At 75.2% G+C, this 19652-nt stretch carries 15 protein-coding genes; 7 read left to right on the top strand and 8 right to left on the bottom strand.

The window, feature by feature from the left end; all coding sequences use genetic code 11:
* Nucleotides 1-190: 190 nt before the first annotated feature.
* The 3 genes from ACYVQV_RS07045 (at nt 191) to ACYVQV_RS07035 (ending at nt 2806) form a co-directional block, all read left to right on the top strand.
* Nucleotides 191-1342 (top strand): acetyl-CoA C-acetyltransferase, encoded by a 1152-nt coding sequence (locus ACYVQV_RS07045; RefSeq protein ID WP_461022647.1) that lies wholly within the window; start codon nt 191-193, stop codon nt 1340-1342.
* Nucleotides 1343-1488: 146 nt separating this feature from the next.
* Entirely contained in the window at nt 1489-2463 is a 975-nt protein-coding gene (gene meaB, locus ACYVQV_RS07040) for a methylmalonyl Co-A mutase-associated GTPase MeaB (protein ID WP_461022559.1), read from the top strand.
* A 25-nt stretch (nt 2464-2488) separates the two neighbouring features.
* Nucleotides 2489-2806: a thiamine-binding protein gene (locus ACYVQV_RS07035; RefSeq protein ID WP_461022558.1), complete on the top strand. Its 318-nt coding sequence runs from the start codon at nt 2489-2491 to the stop codon at nt 2804-2806.
* A 9-nt stretch (nt 2807-2815) separates the two neighbouring features.
* Here the strand turns inward: ACYVQV_RS07035 and ACYVQV_RS07030 are convergent, their stop codons facing one another.
* On the bottom strand, nt 2816-5140 hold the full coding sequence (locus ACYVQV_RS07030) for a beta-propeller domain-containing protein (RefSeq protein WP_461022557.1): 2325 nt from the start codon (nt 5138-5140) through the stop codon (nt 2816-2818).
* 278 nt (nt 5141-5418) lie between these two features.
* Between ACYVQV_RS07030 and ACYVQV_RS07025 the strand changes: the two genes are divergently transcribed.
* The 4 genes from ACYVQV_RS07025 to ACYVQV_RS07010 all read left to right on the top strand — a co-directional run bounded on the left by ACYVQV_RS07025 (nt 5419) and on the right by ACYVQV_RS07010 (nt 9660).
* Nucleotides 5419-6315 (top strand): hypothetical protein, encoded by an 897-nt coding sequence (locus tag ACYVQV_RS07025; RefSeq protein WP_461022556.1) that lies wholly within the window; start codon nt 5419-5421, stop codon nt 6313-6315.
* Nucleotides 6305-7357, top strand: coding sequence for a hypothetical protein (locus ACYVQV_RS07020; protein ID WP_461022555.1), 1053 nt, complete (start codon nt 6305-6307; stop codon nt 7355-7357). Before ACYVQV_RS07025 ends, ACYVQV_RS07020 begins: the two co-directional genes overlap by 11 nt.
* A gap of 77 nt (nt 7358-7434) precedes the next feature.
* A complete protein-coding gene (locus ACYVQV_RS07015) occupies nt 7435-8433 on the top strand; it encodes a tetratricopeptide repeat protein (protein WP_461022554.1) in 999 nt (332 codons plus the stop codon).
* 96 nt (nt 8434-8529) lie between these two features.
* On the top strand, nt 8530-9660 hold the full coding sequence (locus ACYVQV_RS07010) for a serine hydrolase domain-containing protein (RefSeq protein ID WP_461022553.1): 1131 nt from the start codon (nt 8530-8532) through the stop codon (nt 9658-9660).
* Here ACYVQV_RS07010 and glgB read toward each other — a convergent pair.
* The 7 genes from glgB to ACYVQV_RS06975 form a co-directional block, all read right to left on the bottom strand.
* Nucleotides 9639-11957, bottom strand: a complete 2319-nt coding sequence (gene glgB, locus ACYVQV_RS07005; protein ID WP_461022552.1) for a 1,4-alpha-glucan branching protein GlgB — start codon at nt 11955-11957, stop codon at nt 9639-9641. The two genes, ACYVQV_RS07010 and glgB, sit on opposite strands and share 22 nt — an antisense overlap.
* A gap of 58 nt (nt 11958-12015) precedes the next feature.
* Nucleotides 12016-12423 (bottom strand): TraR/DksA family transcriptional regulator, encoded by a 408-nt coding sequence (locus tag ACYVQV_RS07000; protein ID WP_461022551.1) that lies wholly within the window; start codon nt 12421-12423, stop codon nt 12016-12018.
* Nucleotides 12420-12911 (bottom strand): hypothetical protein, encoded by a 492-nt coding sequence (locus tag ACYVQV_RS06995; RefSeq protein WP_461022550.1) that lies wholly within the window; start codon nt 12909-12911, stop codon nt 12420-12422. The genes ACYVQV_RS07000 and ACYVQV_RS06995 overlap by 4 nt, the downstream gene beginning before the upstream one ends.
* Nucleotides 12912-13015: 104 nt before the next feature.
* On the bottom strand, nt 13016-14248 hold the full coding sequence (locus ACYVQV_RS06990) for a saccharopine dehydrogenase family protein (RefSeq protein ID WP_461022549.1): 1233 nt from the start codon (nt 14246-14248) through the stop codon (nt 13016-13018).
* A complete protein-coding gene (locus ACYVQV_RS06985) occupies nt 14245-15630 on the bottom strand; it encodes a maltokinase N-terminal cap-like domain-containing protein (protein ID WP_461022548.1) in 1386 nt (461 codons plus the stop codon). The genes ACYVQV_RS06990 and ACYVQV_RS06985 overlap by 4 nt, the downstream gene beginning before the upstream one ends.
* Complete coding sequence (gene treS, locus ACYVQV_RS06980) at nt 15627-17333, bottom strand: maltose alpha-D-glucosyltransferase (protein WP_461022646.1); 1707 nt, start codon at nt 17331-17333, stop codon at nt 15627-15629. The genes ACYVQV_RS06985 and treS overlap by 4 nt, the downstream gene beginning before the upstream one ends.
* Nucleotides 17334-17347: 14 nt before the next feature.
* On the bottom strand, nt 17348-19510 hold the full coding sequence (locus ACYVQV_RS06975) for an alpha-1,4-glucan--maltose-1-phosphate maltosyltransferase (RefSeq protein WP_461022547.1): 2163 nt from the start codon (nt 19508-19510) through the stop codon (nt 17348-17350).
* Nucleotides 19511-19652: the final 142 nt, after the last annotated feature.

Raw genomic sequence — 19652 nt, 5'->3', positions numbered from 1 at the left:
CCATCGTGACCCATCCCGGACCGGGCGCGTGACGTGCACCACGACCTCTTCCGGCCGCGGCGGGCGTCGGTAGTGTGGCGCGGGACGTGACCAGCAGCCGTGCGGCAGGCCGGCGGCGCCGTCCACCCCCGGGAGGCAGAACGTGTCCAGCACCCGCAGCTCCGTCATCGTGGCCGGCGCCCGCACCCCCATGGGTCGCCTGCTCGGCTCGCTGAAGGACTTCTCGGCGACCGACCTCGGTGGCATCGCCATCAAGGGCGCCCTGGAGAAGGCCGGTGTCGCGCCCGACGCCGTCCAGTACGTGATCATGGGGCAGGTGCTCACGGCCGGGGCCGGCCAGATCCCCGCGCGGCAGGCGGCGCACAAGGCGGGCATCCCGCTCACCGTCCCGGCGCTGTCGATCAACAAGGTCTGCCTGTCCGGCATCGACGCCATCGCGCTGGCCGACCAGCTCGTGCGCGCCGGGGAGTTCGACGTCGTCGTCGCCGGCGGCATGGAGTCGATGACCCAGGCGCCGCACCTGCTGGAGAAGTCGCGCTCCGGATTCAAGTACGGCGACGTCCAGATGCGCGACCACATGGCCTACGACGGCCTGTGGGACGCCCTCACCGACCAGGCGATGGGAGGCCTGACCGAGGCCGCCAACGCCGGCGACAACGCCTTCACCCGCGAGGAGCAGGACGCCTTCTCCGCCCGCAGCCACCAGCGCGCCGCCGAGGCGTGGAAGAACGGCCTGCTCGACGACGAGGTCGTCCCCGTCGAGATCCCGCAGCGCAAGGGTGACCCGCTGCTGTTCAAGGACGACGAGGGCATCCGCGCCGACACCACGGTCGAGTCGCTCGGCCGGCTGCGTCCGGCCTTCCGCAAGGACGGCACGATCACCGCCGGCTCCGCCTCCCAGATCTCCGACGGCGCCGCCGCGGTCGTCGTCATGAGCAAGGAGAGGGCCGAGGAGCTGGGGCTCACCTGGCTCGCCGAGATCGGCGCCCACGGCAACGTGGCCGGCCCCGACTCCTGCCTGCAGGAGCAGCCCGCCAACGCCATCCGGCACGCGTGCGCCAAGGAGGGCATCGAGCCCGGGGCCCTCGACCTGGTCGAGATCAACGAGGCCTTCGCCGCCGTCGGCCTGGCCAGCACCAAGGCCCTGGGCATCGACCCGGAGAAGGTCAACGTCAACGGCGGTGCCATCGCCATGGGCCACCCGATCGGCATGTCCGGCGCCCGGATCGCGCTGCACCTGGCGCTGGAGCTGCGGCGCCGTGGCGGCGGCGTGGGCGCCGCCGCCCTGTGCGGTGGCGGCGGTCAGGGCGACGCCCTGGTCCTGCGGGTGCCGTCCGCCTGACCACTCGCTCGAGCGGTCCTGCGGGCCGGGAGCCGACCGCGCGGTCGGCTCCCGGCCCGTTCGGCGGACCGCGGCCCGCCGAGCTGCGGGCACGACGGCCGGGAAGCCGGCGCACCCACGCCCACGACCGGGAGGCGACGACCACGATGAGGGCCGCACCTGACGTCCCGACCCTGGTGACCCAGGCCCGCGAGGGGTCGGCCCGCGCGGTGGCCCGGCTGATCTCCCTCGTCGAGGACGCCTCGCCCGCCCTGCGCGAGGTGATGGCCGAGCTCGCCCCGCACACCGGGCGGGCCCGGGTGCTCGGGCTGACCGGGTCCCCGGGGGTCGGCAAGTCCACGTCCACGAACGCCCTCGTGCGCGCGTTGCGTGGGCGCGACCTGCGGGTCGGGGTGCTGGCCGTGGACCCGTCCTCGCCGTTCTCCGGCGGTGCCCTGCTGGGCGACCGGATCCGGATGCAGGACCACGCTCTCGACCGGGGCGTCTACATCCGCTCGATGGCCAGCCGCGGCCACCTCGGCGGCCTGTCGTGGGCGACGCCGCAGGCCGTGCGCGTCCTGGACGCGGCCGGCTGCGACGTCGTCCTCGTGGAGACGGTCGGGGTCGGCCAGTCCGAGGTGGAGGTGGCGGCCGCCGCGGACACGACCCTGGTGCTGCTCGCCCCGGGGATGGGCGACGGGATCCAGGCCGCCAAGGCCGGGATCCTCGAGATCGGCGACGTCTTCGTCGTCAACAAGGCCGACCGGGAGGGGGCGGACTCGACCGTCCGCGACCTGCGGAACATGGTCGCGCTGGCCGAGGGCCGTCAGCCGGGGGACTGGCGGCCGCCGGTCGTCAAGACGGTCGCCGCCAAGGGCGAGGGCATCGACGAGCTGGTCGAGGAGCTCGACAAGCACCACGCGTGGCTCACCGCGTCCGGGGAGCTCGGGCGTCGGCGGCAGCGGCGTGCGGCGGGGGAGGTCGAGACCATCGCGGTCACCGCCCTGCGGGAGCGGATGGGCGACCTGCGCCACGGACGCGGGCTCGACGAGCTGGCCGCCCGGGTCGTCGGCGGCGAGCTCGACCCCTACACGGCGGCCGACCGGCTCGTCGACGCCGTGACCTCCGGCCGCACCACCTGACCTCGGTGTGTGCGACGGTGAGCCCATGCTGATCGCCTTCTCCGTCGCACCCGCGGGCACCGGTGACTCGGTGAGCGAGGCCGTCGCGGACGCCGTGCGCGTCGTCCGCGAGTCCGGGCTGCCGCACCGCACCGACGCCATGTTCACCACCGTCGAGGGCGAGTGGGACGAGTGCATGGACGTCGTCCGCCGGGCCTGCGAGGCGGTCGGACGGCACGGTGACCGGGTGTCCCTGGTCCTCAAGGCCGACATCCGTCCCGGACGCACCGACGAGCTGCAGGGCAAGCTCGACCGCCTCGAGGCGGCGATCGCCCGCGCCGGCGACGAGCCCTCGCCGTCCTAGCCGAGGGTCCTAGCCGAGGTCTGCCGAGCCGAGTGCTCGCAGGTCCGCCACGGACAGCACCGTCGCGCCCGGGCCGTCCGTCCCCTGCCACACGGCGACGACCCGTCCGGTGTCCACCGGGACGGTGCGCAGCAACCAGGCGGTCGTGCCCGGGTCGCCCGGGGTCGGGCCCTCGCCGCCCGGCGGGGACCAGCGCCCACTCTCCGTCAGACCCCCGTCCTCGGCGACGCTGACGGACCGCACCGACGACCCGTCCGGACCGGACAGCGGCACGAGGGCGACCCGGGCCTGCGGCAGGTAGGAGAAGACGCGCGAGTCGTGCTCGACCTCGCTGAAGGTGCCCCGCTCGACGAGCACCTCCACCTGACGCGGGTCGGTGAGGTCCGACACGTCGTAGCTCGCCACCTGAGCCCCGACCGTGCGCCCGTCCGGTGTGGCGTCCTGCCCGACGCCGAGGAGCAGGTCGCCCCCGACCGGGTGCAGGTACGCCGAGTACCCCGGGATCTTGAGCTCACCGCGCACCACCGGTGCGGTGGGGTCGGTGAGGTCCACCAGGTACAGCGGGTCGGTCTGCCGGAAGGTCACCACCACCGCGAGGTCGTCGAACCAGCGGACGGCGCGCACCTGCTCCCCGACCCCGAGGCCGCCCACCTCGCCCACGACCTCGAGCGCGCCGTCCCGCTCGGCCAGCACCGTCACCGCGCTGTCCGTGTCCGGCGCGGCCTGCGGGTCGCCGGCCCAGCGCTCGCCGCGCGTCGTCGCCACCCGCAGGAGGCCGTCCCGCTCCGACAGGGCCCAGCGGCCGAGCAGCCACCCCTGCACCGAGCCCGACGCCACGTAGCCCGTCGACCCCGGCTCGCTGACGTCGAAGCCGTGCAGCGCCGTGCTGATGTCGTCACGCTCCTGGTCCGCCCACCTCCAGCCGCCGTCCGTGGTGGCGACGTACAGCCGGTCGGTGCTGGCGTAGACGAGCTCGCCGTCGGTCATCACCGCGTCGGCGTCCACCACCGGGTCCCCGGCAGCGGGGTCCAGCGTGGTGACCGTCACCGTGCCCGGCCCGGGGTCCTGCGCGGGGCGGGACACCGACGCGCAGTCCAGCAGCGGCGTGCGCGCGACGACCGCTCCGTCGGCGTCCCGCTCGAGCCGGTGCGGCAGCAGCACGTCCGGTCCCGCGTCGTCGAGCACCGCGCGGTTGCGTCGCTGCGCGTCGTCCTCGTCGAGGGCCTCGCCGTCGACCTCGGCGCCGGGGTGGACCCACGGCAGCGCCGGGACGCTGCTCGTGACGAGCCGTACCGAGCCCCCGGACTGCCGGGCGGAGACGTAGCCGCCCTCGAGGTGGGTCGTGGACACGACCTGCGGGGACGCCGGGTCCGCGACGTCGACCACCGTGACGGCCGTCAGCACCTGGCCGGGCAGGGGGAACGGCAGGATCCCCGCCGCGCCCGCGCCCGCCTGGTCCGGGTCCGCGCCGGTCGGCACCCAGGACGTCGACAGCACCACGACGCGGTCGCCCACCACGAGCAGGTCCGCCGACCCGGCGGAGGGGGCGGGCTCGCCTGCCGGTGGAAGCGGTTCGGGAAGGGGCTCCGGGGCGGGGCCGGGCTCCCGGGGCTGCAGTCCGTCACCCGGCTCCGTCGGTCCCGGCAGCTCGGGTTCCGGCAGCTCGGGTTCCGGCAGCTCGGGTTCCGGCAGCTCGGGTTCCGGCAGCTCGGGTTCCGGCAGTGCGGGTTCCGCCGTACCGGGCTCCACCGGTCGCGGTTCCGGCAGCGCCGGCCCGCTCGCTGCGGGGCCCCACGGGACCTGCCCGTGCTCCAGCGCGGGCAGCCCCACCCTCCCCAGCGGTCGCGGGAGGTCACTGCCGACGTCCGCGAGCACCAGCTCGTCCCCCACGGTGGTGACCAGGAGGCCGTCGACGACCTTGACCAGGTCGGGTTCGTCGACGCCGGCCTCCTGCACGTTCGTGCCCGTGGCTCCCGGGCCCACGGCCCCGCCGGTCGTCGACGCGTCGGCCGAGGTGGGTGCGGAGCTCCCCTCCGTCACCGCACCCACCCTCGCCTCGGCGGCACCGGCGCCGTCCAGCGCCACGGACACGCCACCGTCCAGTCCCCACGGCCCGACGTGCGGGCGCAGCAGGTCCCGGGTCCAGGTGGTGAGCTCGTCGCAGTCACCGAAGGGCACGAGCGCGGCTGCGGCGGCGGGGGAGCCACCGCTCACGGTCCCGGCCACGAGCAGCGCGGCGGTCGTCCCGCCGGCCGCCAGCGCCGCCACCCAGGCGCGGCGCCGCCGTGCCCCCGGTGCCCCGTCGTGACGACCCGGGCCCTTCGCCTCGTCCACGTCGACCTCCACCTGCGCGCGAGCTGTCGGACGGGGGTGGGACGCGGTAGGACGGCGGGTGGTTCCCGTCACGTCCGCGCGGGCCCGCGCGCGTCCCGCCGGCGTCCGCGGCGGCCGGTCGCGCAGGCGGCGCCCGCGCGGCCTATCCTGGCGGGCGCGACGCCGCGCCGGCGCCGCCGTCGTCGTGCGCGCCGGTCGGGTCCTGGGTCCGCGGCGCGGCGCCGGGGACGCGGCCGTGCAGAGCCGTGCCGGTGACCGGACGACGGGAGGACGACCTGGTGAGACGCGTGCTGGCGGTCGGGACCGCGGTCCTGGGCCTCGTGGCCCTGGGCGCGGGGATCGGGCTGCGGACCGTGTGGCTGCCCGACGACCAGGTGTCCGCGAGCGCGACGCTGTCGGAGCCCGGCCCGCTGGTGCACACCGCCCCCGGCCTGCTGGAGGCGCGACCCGGGCCGGTCACGGTCACGGCCGAGCGGTCGGACGGCGGCCCGGTCCTGCTGGCGCTGGGTCGCGAGGCGGACGTCCTGGCGTACGCCGACGGCGTGCGCACCACGGTGCTCGACGGTTTCGACGCCGAGCAGCCGAGCCGTCTGACCACCACGACGCGCGAGGCGGCGGAGGCGCCCCCGGCCCTCACGGGCCCGGCGGGCTCCGACCTGTGGGTGCGCACCGAGACCGGCACGGGGAGCGCGACGCTCGACTACGACCCGGGTGAGGGGCGGTGGCTGGTCCTGGCGGCCGGTGACGGCACGTCGCCGGCTCCGGGGACGGTGACGCTCACGTGGCCCCGCGAGGTCAGCACCCCCTGGGCGACGCCGCTCGTGGCCCTGGGCGCCCTGCTCCTGCTCGGCGCCGCGGGTCTGCTGCTGTGGCCGAGGCTGCGGAGCGCCGGGTCGGGGACGGGCCGGCGGGGGACCGGTGCCCCCGTGGTGGTCACCGACCTCGACCCCGACGACGGCTGGGACGCGTGGGAGGACGCCGACGCCGACCAGGACGCAGACGACCACGACGCCGCCTATGCCGACCACGACGCAGCCGACGACGACGCAGCCGACCATGACGCAGCCGACCATGACGCAGGCCACCACGACGGCGGCCGGACGGTCCGGTTCGACACGTGGCCGGGGCGGCCGCGTCCCGAGACCGCGGACGAGGAGGACGGACGTGACCGCTGACCGGGGAGCTCGTCGGCCGTCGACGCCGGGGAGGGCAAGGGCCAGGGCGACCCGCTGGGGCGCGGTCGCCCTGCTGGCCCTCTCGACGTCGGCGGCGTGCTCGGACCCGCCGCCGGAGCCGCAACCGGTGGAGGTCGACGGCCCGCCGCCGGTCGTCGTCGACGCCCAGCTCGACCGGGTCGTCGAGCAGGTCGAGCAGGCGGTCGCCGCCGCCGACGCCGCCGGGACGGCCGACCCGCTGTCCCCTCGGGTCGACGGTGCGCCGCTGCAGCTGCGGACGGCGGCCTACGCGGTGCGCGCGGCGGACCCGGCGCTCGCCACGCCGGAGCCCCTGCTGGGTGAGCGGCTCGTGGACGTCGTGCCCGTGGGCGAGGACTGGCCCCGATTCGTCATGACCGTCACGGAACCGGCGCCGGACGCGGTGCCGCGCATCCACGTGCTCAGCCAGGCCGACGCCCGCTCCCCGTACCGGCTGACGGCCGCGGCCACCCTCCTGCCCGGTGTCACGCTGCCCCGGACGCCCCCGCCGTCCGAGGGGACGCGGGCGGTGGCGGTCGACGACGGTGAGGGGCTGACCACGTCACCGGCGGACGCGGTCGCCCGTTACGCGACGGTCCTGACCAACGGCCGGCCCGACCCGAACAACGCGGCGTTCGCCCCCGACGCCTTCCGCGATGCCGTCATCGGCGAGCAGGAGGCCGAGTGGGTCGCCGCCTCCCAGACCTGCCCCGGGTGCTTCAGCTACACCGCCTCGCACGTCCCGCGCCCGGACAGCACCTGGGCGGTGCACACGAGCGACGGCGGCGCGATCGTCGTGTCCGTCCTGGACGCGACGCGCTCGTTCACCGTCGCCGCTCCCGGGGCGAAGCTCAACAACTTCCCGCCCGACCTCGCGGTCCTCGCCGGGCGGACGGAGGCCGGGCAGTCGGTCTCGATCTCCTCCGTCGAGGTGGTCGTGCTGCACGTCCCCCCGGCCGACTCGGACGAGCTGGTGGAGGTCGTGGCCGCCGAGCGCGGTCCCGTGGCCGTCACCGCCTCCTGAGGGCGACCGCACCTCGCACCCACCTCACCTGCCGCACCAGCACGAACGACGCACCTGACGAAGAGAGGCGAGCACCCATGAGCCAGATGCCGCACGGTCCCGGCGGTTCCCCCGGGATCAACCTGCGCGGGGCGGTGGACCTGTCCGGCCTCACCCGCTCGGCCGGGCAGCGGGCGGGCGCCGCCTCGCCTGCCGCGGGCGCGGCGCCGGCCGCGACGGGAGGCGCGACGGGGGGCACGGCCGGGGGGTTCCGCACCGCTGTCGTCGACGTGACGGAGGCCAGCTTCCGCGAGGTCGTCGAGCTGTCGCTGTCGGTGCCGGTCGTGGTGGACCTGTGGGCGACGTGGTGCGAACCGTGCAAGCAGCTCTCGCCGGTGCTGGAGAAGCTCGCCCGGGAGCACGCGGGTGCCTTCCTGCTGGCGAAGGTCGACGTGGACGCGAACCCACAGGTCTCTGCCGCCTTCCAGGTGCAGTCGATCCCGACGGTCGTGGCGCTCCTCAAGGGCCAGCCGGTGCCGCTGTTCCAGGGCGCGGTCCCCGAGGCGCAGGTCCGCCAGGTGCTCGACCAGCTGCTCCAGGTCGCCGCACAGAACGGTGTCGACGGCCGTCTCGACCTCGCCGAGGACACCGGTGACGCGGACGAGGAGCCGGCGGAGGAGGAGCTCCCCCCGCTGCACCAGGAGGCCTACGACGCGATCGAGCGCGGGGACTACGAGGCCGCGGCGCGGGCGTACCGGACCGCCGTCGCCCAGGACCCCGGGGACGACCTGGCCACGGCGGGCCTCGCCCAGGTCGAGCTGCTGCGCCGCACCGCGGACGTCGACCTGGACGCGGCCCGCGCCCGCGCCGCCGGGGACCCGTCGGACGTCGACGCGCAGCTGCTCGTGGCCGACTGCGACGTCCTCGGCGGGCACGTGGAGGACGCCTTCACCCGCCTGGTCGACCTCGTCCGCGTCACGTCGGGGGAGGAGCGCGAGCGGGTCCGGGTGCGCCTGGTCGAGCTGTTCGAGGTCGTCGGCCCCGAGGACCCGAGGGTGGCCCCGGCCCGGCGCGCCCTGGCCAGCGCGCTGTTCTGACGGTCCCGACCACCCCTGGCACCCCGGGTTCCTGCACTCGGAGTGCGGGAACTTGGTAGCGTCCCGGTCGACGACGTCGACCGGAGGTGCTGCGTGGTGAGCGAGGGACGCTGCGACGAGGGGTTCGCGGGGCTGCGGGAGGTGTTCGACGCCGGGCTGGCCGACGGTCGGGACCTCGGCGCCTCGCTCGCGGTGACGGTCGACGGCGAGCCGGTCGTCGACCTGTGGGGCGGCTGGGCCGACGAGGAGCGGACCCGCCCCTGGCAGGCGGACACCCTCGTCAACGTCTGGTCCACGACCAAGACGGTGGCGGCGCTCGTCGTGCTGGTGCTCGTCGACCGCGGCGAGGTGGACCTCGACGCCCCCGTCGCCCGGTACTGGCCGGAGTTCGCCGCCAACGGCAAGGACGGCGTCCTGGTGCGCCACGTGCTCTCGCACAGCTCGGGGGTCAGCGGGTGGGACCAGCCGGTGACGCAGGAGGACCTGTGCGACTGGGAGCGCTCGACCGCCGCGCTCGCCGCGCAGGCGCCGTGGTTCGAGCCCGGCAGCGTCTCGGGGTACCACCTGGTCAGCCAGGGGCACCTGCTCGGGGAGGTCGTCCGCCGGGTCACCGGCAGCTCGATCGGCACGGTGCTGCGCGAGGAGGTCACCGGACCGCTGGGTGCCGACTTCCACATCGGGCTGCCGGCGGCCGACCACGACCGCGTCGCGCCGGTCGTCCCGCCGCCGCCGGTCGAGCTGCCGCCGATGGACCCGGCGAGCCCCGCCGTGCGGGCGCTCACCGGGCCGGTCGTCGACGCGCGCTTCACCGCGACCGGGACCTGGCGCACCGCGGAGGTCCCCGCGGCCGGTGGCCACGGCAACGCGCGGTCGGTGGCCCGCATCCAGTCGGTCGTGGCCTGCGGCGGGGAGGTGGACGGCGTCCGGCTGCTCTCCCCGCGGACCGTCGACCTCGCCCTGCAGGAGCAGACGCGCGGCGTGGACGTCGTGCTCGGGATCCCGCTGCGCTTCGGCCTGGGCTACGCGCTGCCGTGGCCGGAGGTGCTCCCGCACCTGCCGGCCGGGCGGGTGGGCTTCTGGGGTGGTTGGGGCGGCTCCGTCGTCGTGGTCGACCGGGACCGCCGGATGACCGTCGCGTACATGATGAACCGGATGCAGCCAGGCATCATCGGCTCACCGCGCAGCGACGCCCTGGTGCGCGCCGCCTACGCCTCGCTCCCCGGCTGACCAGCGCGCTCCTGCTCCGGCTGCTCCGACTGCTCAGGCTGCTCGGGGGCCAGCCAGAGGGCGCCCAGCGGCGGGACCCGCAGCACCACGGACGCGGGCTTGCCGTGCCACCGGGTCTCGTCGGCCTCGACCGCGCCGAGGTTGCCGACGTCCGAGCCGCCGTACCGGGCCGCGTCGGTGTTGAGCACCTCGCGCCACCGGCCGGCGGACGGCAGCCCGACGCGGTAGCCCTCGTGCGGGGCGCCGGCGAAGTTGACGACGCACACCAGCGGCCGGCCGGCCTTGTCGCGCCGCACGAACGAGAAGACGTTGTGCTGGGTGTCGTTGGCGTCCACCCAGTCGAAGCCCGCGGGGTCGTGGTCGAGCTCCCACAGCGCGGGCGTCTCCTGGTAGCGGGCGTTCAGGTCGGCCACGAGGTCCTGCACGCCGCGGTGCACCGGCTGGTCCAGCAGCCACCAGTCGAGGCTGCGGGACTCGGCCCACTCCGCCTCCTGGCCGAACTCCTGGCCCATGAAGAGCAGCTGCTTGCCCGGGTGCGCCCACATGTACGCGAGGAAGGCCCTCAGGTTCGCGAGCTGCTGCCAGCGGTCACCGGGCATCTTGCGCAGCAGCGAGCCCTTGCCGTGCACGACCTCGTCGTGGCTGATCGGCAGCACGAAGCTCTCGCTGAACGCGTACATGAGGGAGAACGTCATCCGGTGGTGGTGGTACTGGCGGTGCACCGGGTCCTCGGCGGCGTAGCCGAGGCTGTCGTGCATCCAGCCCATGTTCCACTTCAGCCCGAACCCGAGGCCGCCGAGGTGGGTCGGACGGGTGACGCCCGGCCAGGCGGTGGACTCCTCGGCGATCGTGACGATGCCGGGGACGCGCTTGTACGCGGTGGCGTTGAACTCCTGCAGGAACTCGATCGCCTCGAGGTGCTCGCGCCCGCCGTAGCGGTTGGGCACCCACTGGCCGTCCTCGCGGGAGTAGTCCAGGTACAGCATCGAGGCGACCGCGTCGACGCGGATGCCGTCGATGTGGAACTCCTCCAGCCAGTACAGGGCGTTGGCGACGAGGAAGTTCCGCACCTCCTTGCGCCCGTAGTCGAAGACGAGCGTGCCCCAGTCCGGGTGCTCGCCCTTGCGCGGGTCGGGGTACTCGTACAGCGGCTCGCCGTCGAAGCGCGCCAGCGCCCACGCGTCCTTCGGGAAGTGCGCGGGCACCCAGTCGAGGATGACGCCGATCCCCGCCTGGTGCAGGCGGTCCACGAGGTAGCGGAAGTCGTCCGGGTGGCCGAACCGTGACGTGGGCGCGTAGTACGAGGTGACCTGGTACCCCCACGAGCCGCCGAAGGGGTGCTCGGCGACGGGCATCAGCTCGACGTGGGTGAAGCCGCAGTGCAGCACGTGGCCGACGAGCTGGTCGGCGAGCTCGCGGTAGCCCAGCCCCTGGCGCCAGGAGCCGAGGTGCACCTCGTAGACGCTCATCGGCCCGGTGTGCGGGTCGCGCGCGGCGCGCGCGGACATCCAGTCGCCGTCCTGCCACGCGTAGCCGCTCTCGACGACGACGGAGGCGGTGGACGGCGGCACCTCGGTGCCGTAGGCCATCGGGTCGGCCTTCTGGCGCCAGTGCCCGTCCCGTCCCAGCAGCTCCAGCTTGTACCGGGTCCCCGCGCCCACCCCGGGGACGAACAGCTCCCACACGCCGCTGCCACCCAGCGAGCGCATCGCGTGCGACCGGCCGTCCCAGTGGTTGAAGTCGCCGACCACGCGGACCGCCTGGGCGTGCGGTGCCCACACCGCGAACGACGTCCCGACGACCTCGCCCATCGGCCCCTCGTAGCGCCGCACGTGCGCGCCGAGGGCCTGCCAGAGCTGCTCGTGGCGCCCCTCCGCGATCAGGTGCAGGTCCACCTCACCGAGCGTCGGCAGGTAGCGGTAGGGGTCGTCGACGGTGGTGGCGCCGTGGCCGGGGTAGGTGACCTCGAGCCGGTAGTCGGGGACGTCGGGGGTGTCGAGCACGCCCACCCACACGCCGTCGCGCTCGTGGTCGAGCCCGACCCGCTGGCCGTCCTGCGTGACGGCGACGACGGACTCGGCGAACGGGCGCAGCGAGCGCACCGTCACGCCGCCGTCGTGGCGGTGGGCGCCGAGGACGTCGTGCGGCAGGGCGTGGGCGCCGTGGGCGACGGCGGCCAGCGTGCCGTGGTCGACGGGTCGGGCGGCGGGGGCGCCGGGCGACCGCGTGGCACCCGGGTCCGTCCCGCTGCCGTCGGACGCCGTGCTCGGGTCTGGGGTTCGCGGGTCGTGGGTCATGCGGGCCAGTCTTCCGTCTGCGGGTGCTGGTGCAACCCCGCGGCGGGACGTCGGCCGCTCAGCGTCGGCGTGTCGCGCGTGCGGCGCAGGCCACGCAGCGGGTGGCCGTCGGGCGGGCGGCGAGCCGGGCAGCCGGCACGGGCTGCCCGCAGTCCGCGCACGTGCCGTACGAGCCGAGCCGCACCCGCTCGCGGGCGGCCTCGAGCTCGAGCAGGTGCGTGCGCGCCTGCTCGACGAGGGAGCTGAGCTGCTCGCGCTCGAACGCGATCGTGGCCCCCTCGGGGTCGTGCTCGTCGTCGGTGTTCGCGTCCCGGGTGCCCTCGACGACCCGGGACCGCTCCCGTTCGAGGTCGGCCAGCCGGGCCGTCGTCGCGGCGTGCTCCGCCGCGAGCGCGGCCAGCGGGTCGGCGTCGGCAGGGCCGCCGAGCTCCGCGAGGTCGGCCGGGTCGCGGGGAGCGCCCGTCACAGGGCCTCGACGAGGGCGGCGGCGCCGTCGTCGACCCGCACGCCGGGGGCGGTGAGGTGCTCCCGCAGGACGGCGGCCAGCGCCGGGTGGGCGGTGACGCGGGTGGGGACCTCCAGCAGGGCGCCGGACCGGTGCGTCAGCTGCAGCACGGTCTCCGGCCCCTTGCGCTGCACCGAGACCCGGCTCGTCCCGGCGACGTCACCGCGCGAGCTGCCGACCCGGCCGCCGCTCACGGTCAGCCGGGTGCCGTCGAGGACGGCGGTCACCTGCGAGCGCCGGCGGCGGACGACCTTGAGCCGGACCAGCGCGACGGCGGCCGGCCAGCAGCAGGCGGCGACGACGACCGGGAGGAACAGCGCCTCCGTCCCGCGCCAGGCGAGCACGGCGAGGGGCGCCAGGGCGAGCACGCCGACGATGGCCAGCTCCTCACCGGTCCACGGCCAGCGGTGGGTGATCGTCGTCGGGTTCGCGGGGGTCGTCGTCCTCACCCTCCTGGTGTCGGCACCCGAACGGGTGACCTGAAGGCAGGCCGCCCCGGAACCGGTCTGAGCCGGTCCGAGCCGGTCCGCAGGCGCGCCCCTGCCGTGCCCGCTCAGCCGTCGAGCACCTCGAACCTGATGCCCCGCGTCTGCAGGCGGTGGCGCAGGGCCGCGCCCATCGCGACCGCTGTCGTGACCTGCCCCGCGGTCCTCGGCAGGTCGTCGCCGGTCAGGCACAGGGCCGACTCGGCGAGCATCACGGCGGTCGCCCCGTACCCGGGGTCCCCGCCGCTCACCTGGGTGGCCAGGTGCCTGGGGCCGTCGTCCCCGTCGGTCAGCCCGTCGACCACCGCGTCGAAGCGCACCCGGAACCAGCCGCGGGCCCGCCGCTCGTCGTCCGGGCCGCTGCCCGGCGGCCGCACCCGGGCGAGGGCGGACCTCAGTGGCGGGACCTGGGCCGCGGCGACGAGTCCCGCGGCGCCGGCGACCAGTCCGCCGGCGAGCAGGGGGTTGGGCAGCGACGCCCAGTGCCCGTACCGGAAGTCCTCGCCGTACGCGGGCAGGGCCCGGGCGCTGCGCAGCACGACCTGCGGGTCGACCGTGGGCAGCGGGACCAGCCACCGGCCCGTCCGGTGGTCGCGGTGCGGCAGGCCACCGGCGCCCGCGACCCGCCGCCCCGACGGGCGCGGCTCACGGTCCCGGCGGGCGCGGGCCGCCTCGCGGGCGGCCCGGGGACGCGACGCGGCCGTGAGCGCGGAGGCGAAGGTGCCCCCGGACAACGCCCCGGAGGCCCTCACCTGTCCCTGCACGGTGAGCGCGCCGGTCCCGTCCCAGCCGCGCTCGCGCAGCGCCGTGACGAGGTGCTGGACGCCCAGGTCGTGCGGGACGGAGTCGAAGCCGCACGCGTGCACGAGCCGGGCGCCGGTGTCCCGCGCGGTGTCGTGGTGCGCCAGCCAGGTCCGGTCGACGAACTCGGGCTCCCCGGTCAGGTCGAGGTAGTCGGTGCCCGAGGCCGCGCACGCCGCGACGACCGGCTCCCCGTGCAGCAGGTACGGCCCGACCGTGGTGACGAGGGTCCGGGTGCGCTCCGCGGCGGCCCGCGCCGTCGCGGGCCGCTCGACGTCGACGAGGACCACGTCCGCCACCGGCGCGCAGCCGTCGTCCGCGGCGACGGCGGTGAGGTGGTCGCGGACGGCCGCGAGCCGCCCCGGGTCGCGCCCCGCGACGGCCCAGCGCAGGCCCGCCGGCGCGTGCCGGGCCAGGTGCTCGCCGGCGAGGCGGCCGGTGAACCCGGTGGCGCCCAGGACGACCAGGTCCAGCTCCCGCTCGCCGCGGCGGGCGCTCACGCCGGGTCGCCGAGCAGCCGACGGACCGCGTGCAGCGGGACCTCGAGCCAGGCCGGCCGGTTGCGCGTCTCGTAGACGACCTCGTACAGGGCCTTGTCCAGCTCCAGCGCGGCGAGCAGGTCCGCGCGCGCCCGTGGGTCCTCGCCGCCGGCGTCGGCGTAGCCGGCGACGAACGCGTCGCGGGCGGAGGCGGCCCAGGCGTCGGCGGCGGACGCGGACCGGTGCGCGTCGTCGTCCTCGCGGCCGACGGTGGTGTAGCGCGCCGCGTAGTCGAAGGAGCGCAGCATCCCGGCCACGTCGCGCAGGGCGAGGTCCGGGACGGCGCGCTCGGCGAGCGGCCGCAGCGGCTCGCCCTCGAAGTCCAGCAGGATCCACCCGCGGGTGGGGGAGTGCAGCACCTGGCCGAGGTGGTAGTCGCCGTGGACCCGTTGCAGGTCGGGCAGGTCACCCAGCCCGTCGAGCCGGTCGGCGTGGCGCCGGAGCGCGGCGGTCCACGGCTCCAGCGCGGGGGCGGCGTCCAGCGCCCACCCCACCCGGCTGCGCAGCCCGCTGACCATCCGGTCCCGCTCACCCGAGGCCATCGGCGTGCGCCCGAGGGCGTCGGCGAGCGTCAGGTGGACCGCGGCGGTGGCCGCCCCCAGCTCGCGCGCCTGGGCGGAGAAGTCCCGGCCGGCGCGAACCGCCTCGACGGCCTCGACCCAGGCGTCCCGGCTGCCGGTGAGGAACTCCACGGCGACCGCGAGGTGACCGGTGGCGGGTGCGCCGTCCGGGCCGGTCCACGTGCCGGTCGCCCAGCCGCGGACCTGGGCGACCCGGTCGCACCCGGCGGCCGCGAGCGCGGCGGTCACCTCGACGTCCGGGTTGGCGCCGCCGTGCAGCGTCCGGAAGACCTTCACCACGGTGGGGTCGGAGCCGTCGGGGTCCACGACGACGCTGGTGTTCGACTGCTCGCCGCCGAGCACCCGGGAGGGGGCGTCCGGGGACGGGGGCGACTGGCCGGGTGGGCTGTCGAGCCCGCGCAGCAGCGCCTGCACGTAGACCGGGTCGTGCGGGCCGTCGTAGACCCAGCGGGCCCCGGCCCCCGGGAGGTCGACCTCGCCGACGAAGGAGTCCGGGCCCCCCTCGGCGCCGTCGCGCGGGGCGGTCCGCAGCGTCAACGGCACCTGGACGACGTCGAACCGGTCGCCGGAGTCCAGGCCCACGACGTGCACCTGGGCGGTCGTGCCGTCGGGTGCCGTGCCGAGGTCGAGGACGGCCAGCGACCGCAGGCCGACACCGCGTCCCTTGGCGGGGTACCACCGCTGCCGGGGCATCCAGGTGGCGAGCAGGTGGCGCAGCGGCTCGGTCCCGGCGTCGAGGCCTCCTGCCGCGCCGGCGGTCACGACGCCTCCCCGACCCGCAGCCAGAAGAAGTCCCGCGAGCCCATCGTGACCGGCAGCGTGCCGTCCTCGCGGACGGCCGGGAACCCGGTGCCGCCGAAGAGGTCGGTCAGGTCCGCGCCGCCGCGGTCGGGCAGGTGCACGGTGGTGGCCTGCGGGGTGGCCGACAGATTGTTGAGGCACAGCACGGTCTCCGGCGGCTGGTCCTCGCCGCCGGGGGTGCTCGCGTCGAGCACCCTCAGGAAGGCGAGTACCGCCTCGTTGTCGGAGACCAGCGGCACGTACCGGCCGACCCCGAACACCGGGTGGCGCTTGCGGATGGCGAGCATGCCGCGCGTCCAGTGCAGCAGCGACGACGAGGACGCCAGCTGGGCCTCCACGTTGACGTTGTTGTAGTGGTACACGAGGGACTGGACGGTGGGCAGGTACACCTTGCCGGGGTCGGCGGTGGAGAAGCCGGCGTTGCGGTCCGGCGTCCACTGCATCGGGGTGCGGACGGCGTCGCGGTCGTCCAGCCAGATGTTGTCGCCCATGCCGATCTCGTCGCCGTAGTACAGGCACGGGCTGCCGGGTAGGGCCAGCAGGAGCGCGTTGAGCAGCTCGATCTCGGCCCGCGAGTTGTCCAGCAGGGGCGCCAGGCGCCGCCGGATGCCGATGTTGGCGCGCATCCGCGGGTCGGGGGCGTACCAGCCGTACATGGCGGCGCGCTCCTCGGTGCTGACCATCTCGAGCGTCAGCTCGTCGTGGTTGCGCAGGAACGTCCCCCACTGGCCCGACCGCGGGATGTCCGGGGTGTCGGCGAGGATGTCCGCGATCGGCGTCGCCTTGCCCTCACGCACCGCGTAGTACATCCGCGGCATCACGGGGAAGTGGAAGCACATGTGGCACTCCGGGCGCTCGGGGGTGCCGAAGTAGTCCACGACGTCGTGCGGCCACTGGTTGGCCTCGGCGAGCAGCACCCGGCCCGGGTACTCGCGGTCGACCATGGCGCGCAGGTCCGCGAGGAACTCGTGGGTGCGCGGCAGGTTCTCGCAGTTCGTGCCCTCCTCCTCGAACAGGTAGGGCACGGCGTCGAGCCGGAAGCCGTCGATGCCGAGGTCCAGCCAGAACCGGACGACGTCGAACATCGCCTCCCGCACGTCGGGGTTCTCGAAGTTCAGGTCCGGCTGGTGGGAGAAGAACCGGTGCCAGAAGAACTGGCGCCGCACCGGGTCGAACGTCCAGTTCGACGTCTCGGTGTCGACGAAGATGATCCGCGCGTCGCCGTACTTCTCGTCGTCGTCGCTCCAGACGTAGAAGTCGCCGTACGGTCCGTCGGGGTCGGACCGGCTGGCCTGGAACCAGGGGTGCTGGTCGGAGGTGTGGTTCATCACCAGGTCGGTGATGACGCGCAGGCCGCGGGCGTGCGCCTGGCTGACGAGCTCGGTGAAGTCCGGCAGGGTGCCGAACTCCGGCAGGACGGCGCAGTAGTCCGACACGTCGTACCCGCCGTCGCGCAGGGGCGAGGCGTAGAACGGCGGCAGCCACAGGCAGTCGACACCCAGCCACTGCAGGTAGTCGAGCTTGCCGATCACGCCGGTGAGGTCGCCGGAGCCCGAGCCGTTGGAGTCGGCGAAGGCCCGCACGAGGACCTCGTAGAAGACCGCCTTCTTGTACCAGTCGGGGTCGTGGTCGAGCCCTGGTGCGTGCAGGTCCAGCCCGCGCATCGGGGACGCCGACATCAGACCCTCCTGACGTGGACGACGTGGGCGGGGGTCTCGAAGCCGAGCTTGACGTACACGTGCTCGTTCCAGTGCCACGACCCTCCGCTGAGCAGGTCGTGGGCGACGAACGACTCGTGCGCCTCCAGGCCGATCGCGGTCAGGTCGAGGTGCACCATCGTCTCCCGGACGGAGTGGGGGTCGAGGTTGACGACGACGACCACGGCGTCCTCGCGGCCGGTCGGCGAGTGCTCGGCCGGCACGTGCCGCGAGTACGCCAGGACGGTGGGGTCGTCGGTGGGGTGGAACGTGATGCCGCGCAGCCGCTGCAGCGCGGGGTGGGCGCGGCGGACCTCGTTGAGCCGGCGCAGCAGCGGCTCCAGGCTGCGCCCCTCGGCGACGGCCCGGGCGAAGTCCCGGGGCTTGAACTCGTACTTCTCGTTGTCGATCTGCTCCTCGACGCCGGGGCGGGCGACGTTCTCGACGAGCTCGTAGCCCGCGTAGATCCCCCACGTGGGGACGAGGGTCGCTGCCAGCACCGCGCGCAGCCGGAAGGCGGTCGGGCCGCCGTACTGCATCGTGGGGGTGAGGATGTCGTGCGTCGTCGGCCAGAAGCTGGGCCGCATGTAGTCGGCGGTCCCGGTCTTGCCCTCCGGCGTCACGTGGTGGGAGCCGGTGGTCAGCTCGGTGAGGTACTCGGTCAGCTCGGCGCCGGTGTTGCGCCAGGTGAAGTACGTGTACGACTGGTGGAAGCCGACCTTGGCGAGGGTCCGCATCATCGCCGGCCGGGTGAACGCCTCGGCGAGGAAGACCACCTCGGGGTGGTCGCGGTTGACCTCCGCGATCAGCCACTCCCAGAACTCGACCGGCTTGGTGTGGGGGTTGTCGACGCGGAAGAGCGTCACGCCGTGCTCCACCCAGAGCAGCACGACCCGCAGCACCTCGCGGTAGATGCCCTCGGGGTCGTTGTCGAAGTTCAGCGGGTAGATGTCCTGGTACTTCTTGGGCGGGTTCTCGGCGTAGGCGATCGACCCGTCGGCCCGGGTGGTGAACCACTCCGGGTGCTCGGCGACCCACGGGTGGTCGGGGGAGCACTGCAGCGCCAGGTCGAGGGCAACCTCGAGCCCCAGCTCGCGGGCCCTCGCGACGAAGGCGTCGAAGTCCTCGAAGGTGCCCAGGGACGGCTCGATCGCGTCGTGCCCGCCGTCGGCGGAGCCGATCGCGTAGGGCGAGCCGGGGTCGCCCGGCTGCGGGTCGAGGGTGTTGTTGCGGCCCTTGCGGTTCGTCGTCCCGATCGGGTGCACCGGGGTCAGGTAGGCGACGTCGAAGCCCATCGCGGCGATCCGGGGGAGGTCCTCCGCCGCGGTGCGCAGGGTCCCGGTCGTCCACTCGCCCGTCGCCTCGTCGTAGGTGGCGCCCACGCTGCGGGGGAAGAACTCGTACCAGGAGCCGAACAGCGCGAGCTCGCGCTGCACCCGGAGCACGTGCTCGGCCCCGGCGGTGACCATCTCGCGGACGGGACGGCGGTCCAGCGCGTCCTGGACGGCGCGCGAGGTGCCGGCGGCGAGGCGGGCGAGGGCGGGGCGGGTGCCGTCGCGCAGGCCGGTGACGGCGTCGGCGAGCACCGCCCGGTCGCCGTCGTCACGGTCGCCGTCACGGCCGGCCCGCTCGAGCAGCCGGGCGCCCTCCTCGAGCATCAGCTCGGTGTCGACGTCCGCCTCGACCTTGATCACCGCGTCGTGCAGCCACGTGCCGTAGGGGTCGCTCCACCCCTCGACGCGGAAGGTCCAGTCGCCCTCGGCGTCCGGGACGACGTGCGCCAGGTAGCGGTCGTTGCCGGGGTCGGTGACGGTCATCCGGGCGACCTGGCGGACGGTGCCCGAGGGGTCGGTGAGGACGACGCTGGCGGCGACCGCGTCGTGCCCCTCCCGGAAGACCGTGGCCGTGACGGGCACGGCCTCCCCGACGACGCAGCGGGCCGGCCAGCGCCCGCCGTCGACGACGGGTCCGACGTCCACGACGGGGATGCGCCCCACCCGGGTGCCCGGCGGGGTCCACGGGGTGGCGCCGGCGGCCGCCGAGGCCTCGGGCGCGCTGGTCGTCGCGCTCGTGGGCGGGCTGGTGGACGGAGTGGTGCGCTCGGGGGTGGGCGTGCCGGCCGCGGGAGGTCGCTTCCTGCTCACCCGGACGAACCTACCGAGGTCCCGGCGGTCCCACACTCGGACGCGACGCCGAGGGGGCCCGGGCCGGGGACCGAGCCCGGGACCGGAGGAAGCAAGAACTTGCAGATTCTGTAAAGAATGTGCAGTCCTGCCGGTGTGTCGT

It is taken from the genome of Thalassiella azotivora (assembly GCF_054781695.1).
This window is presented reverse-complemented; position numbering and strand designations above follow the sequence as displayed.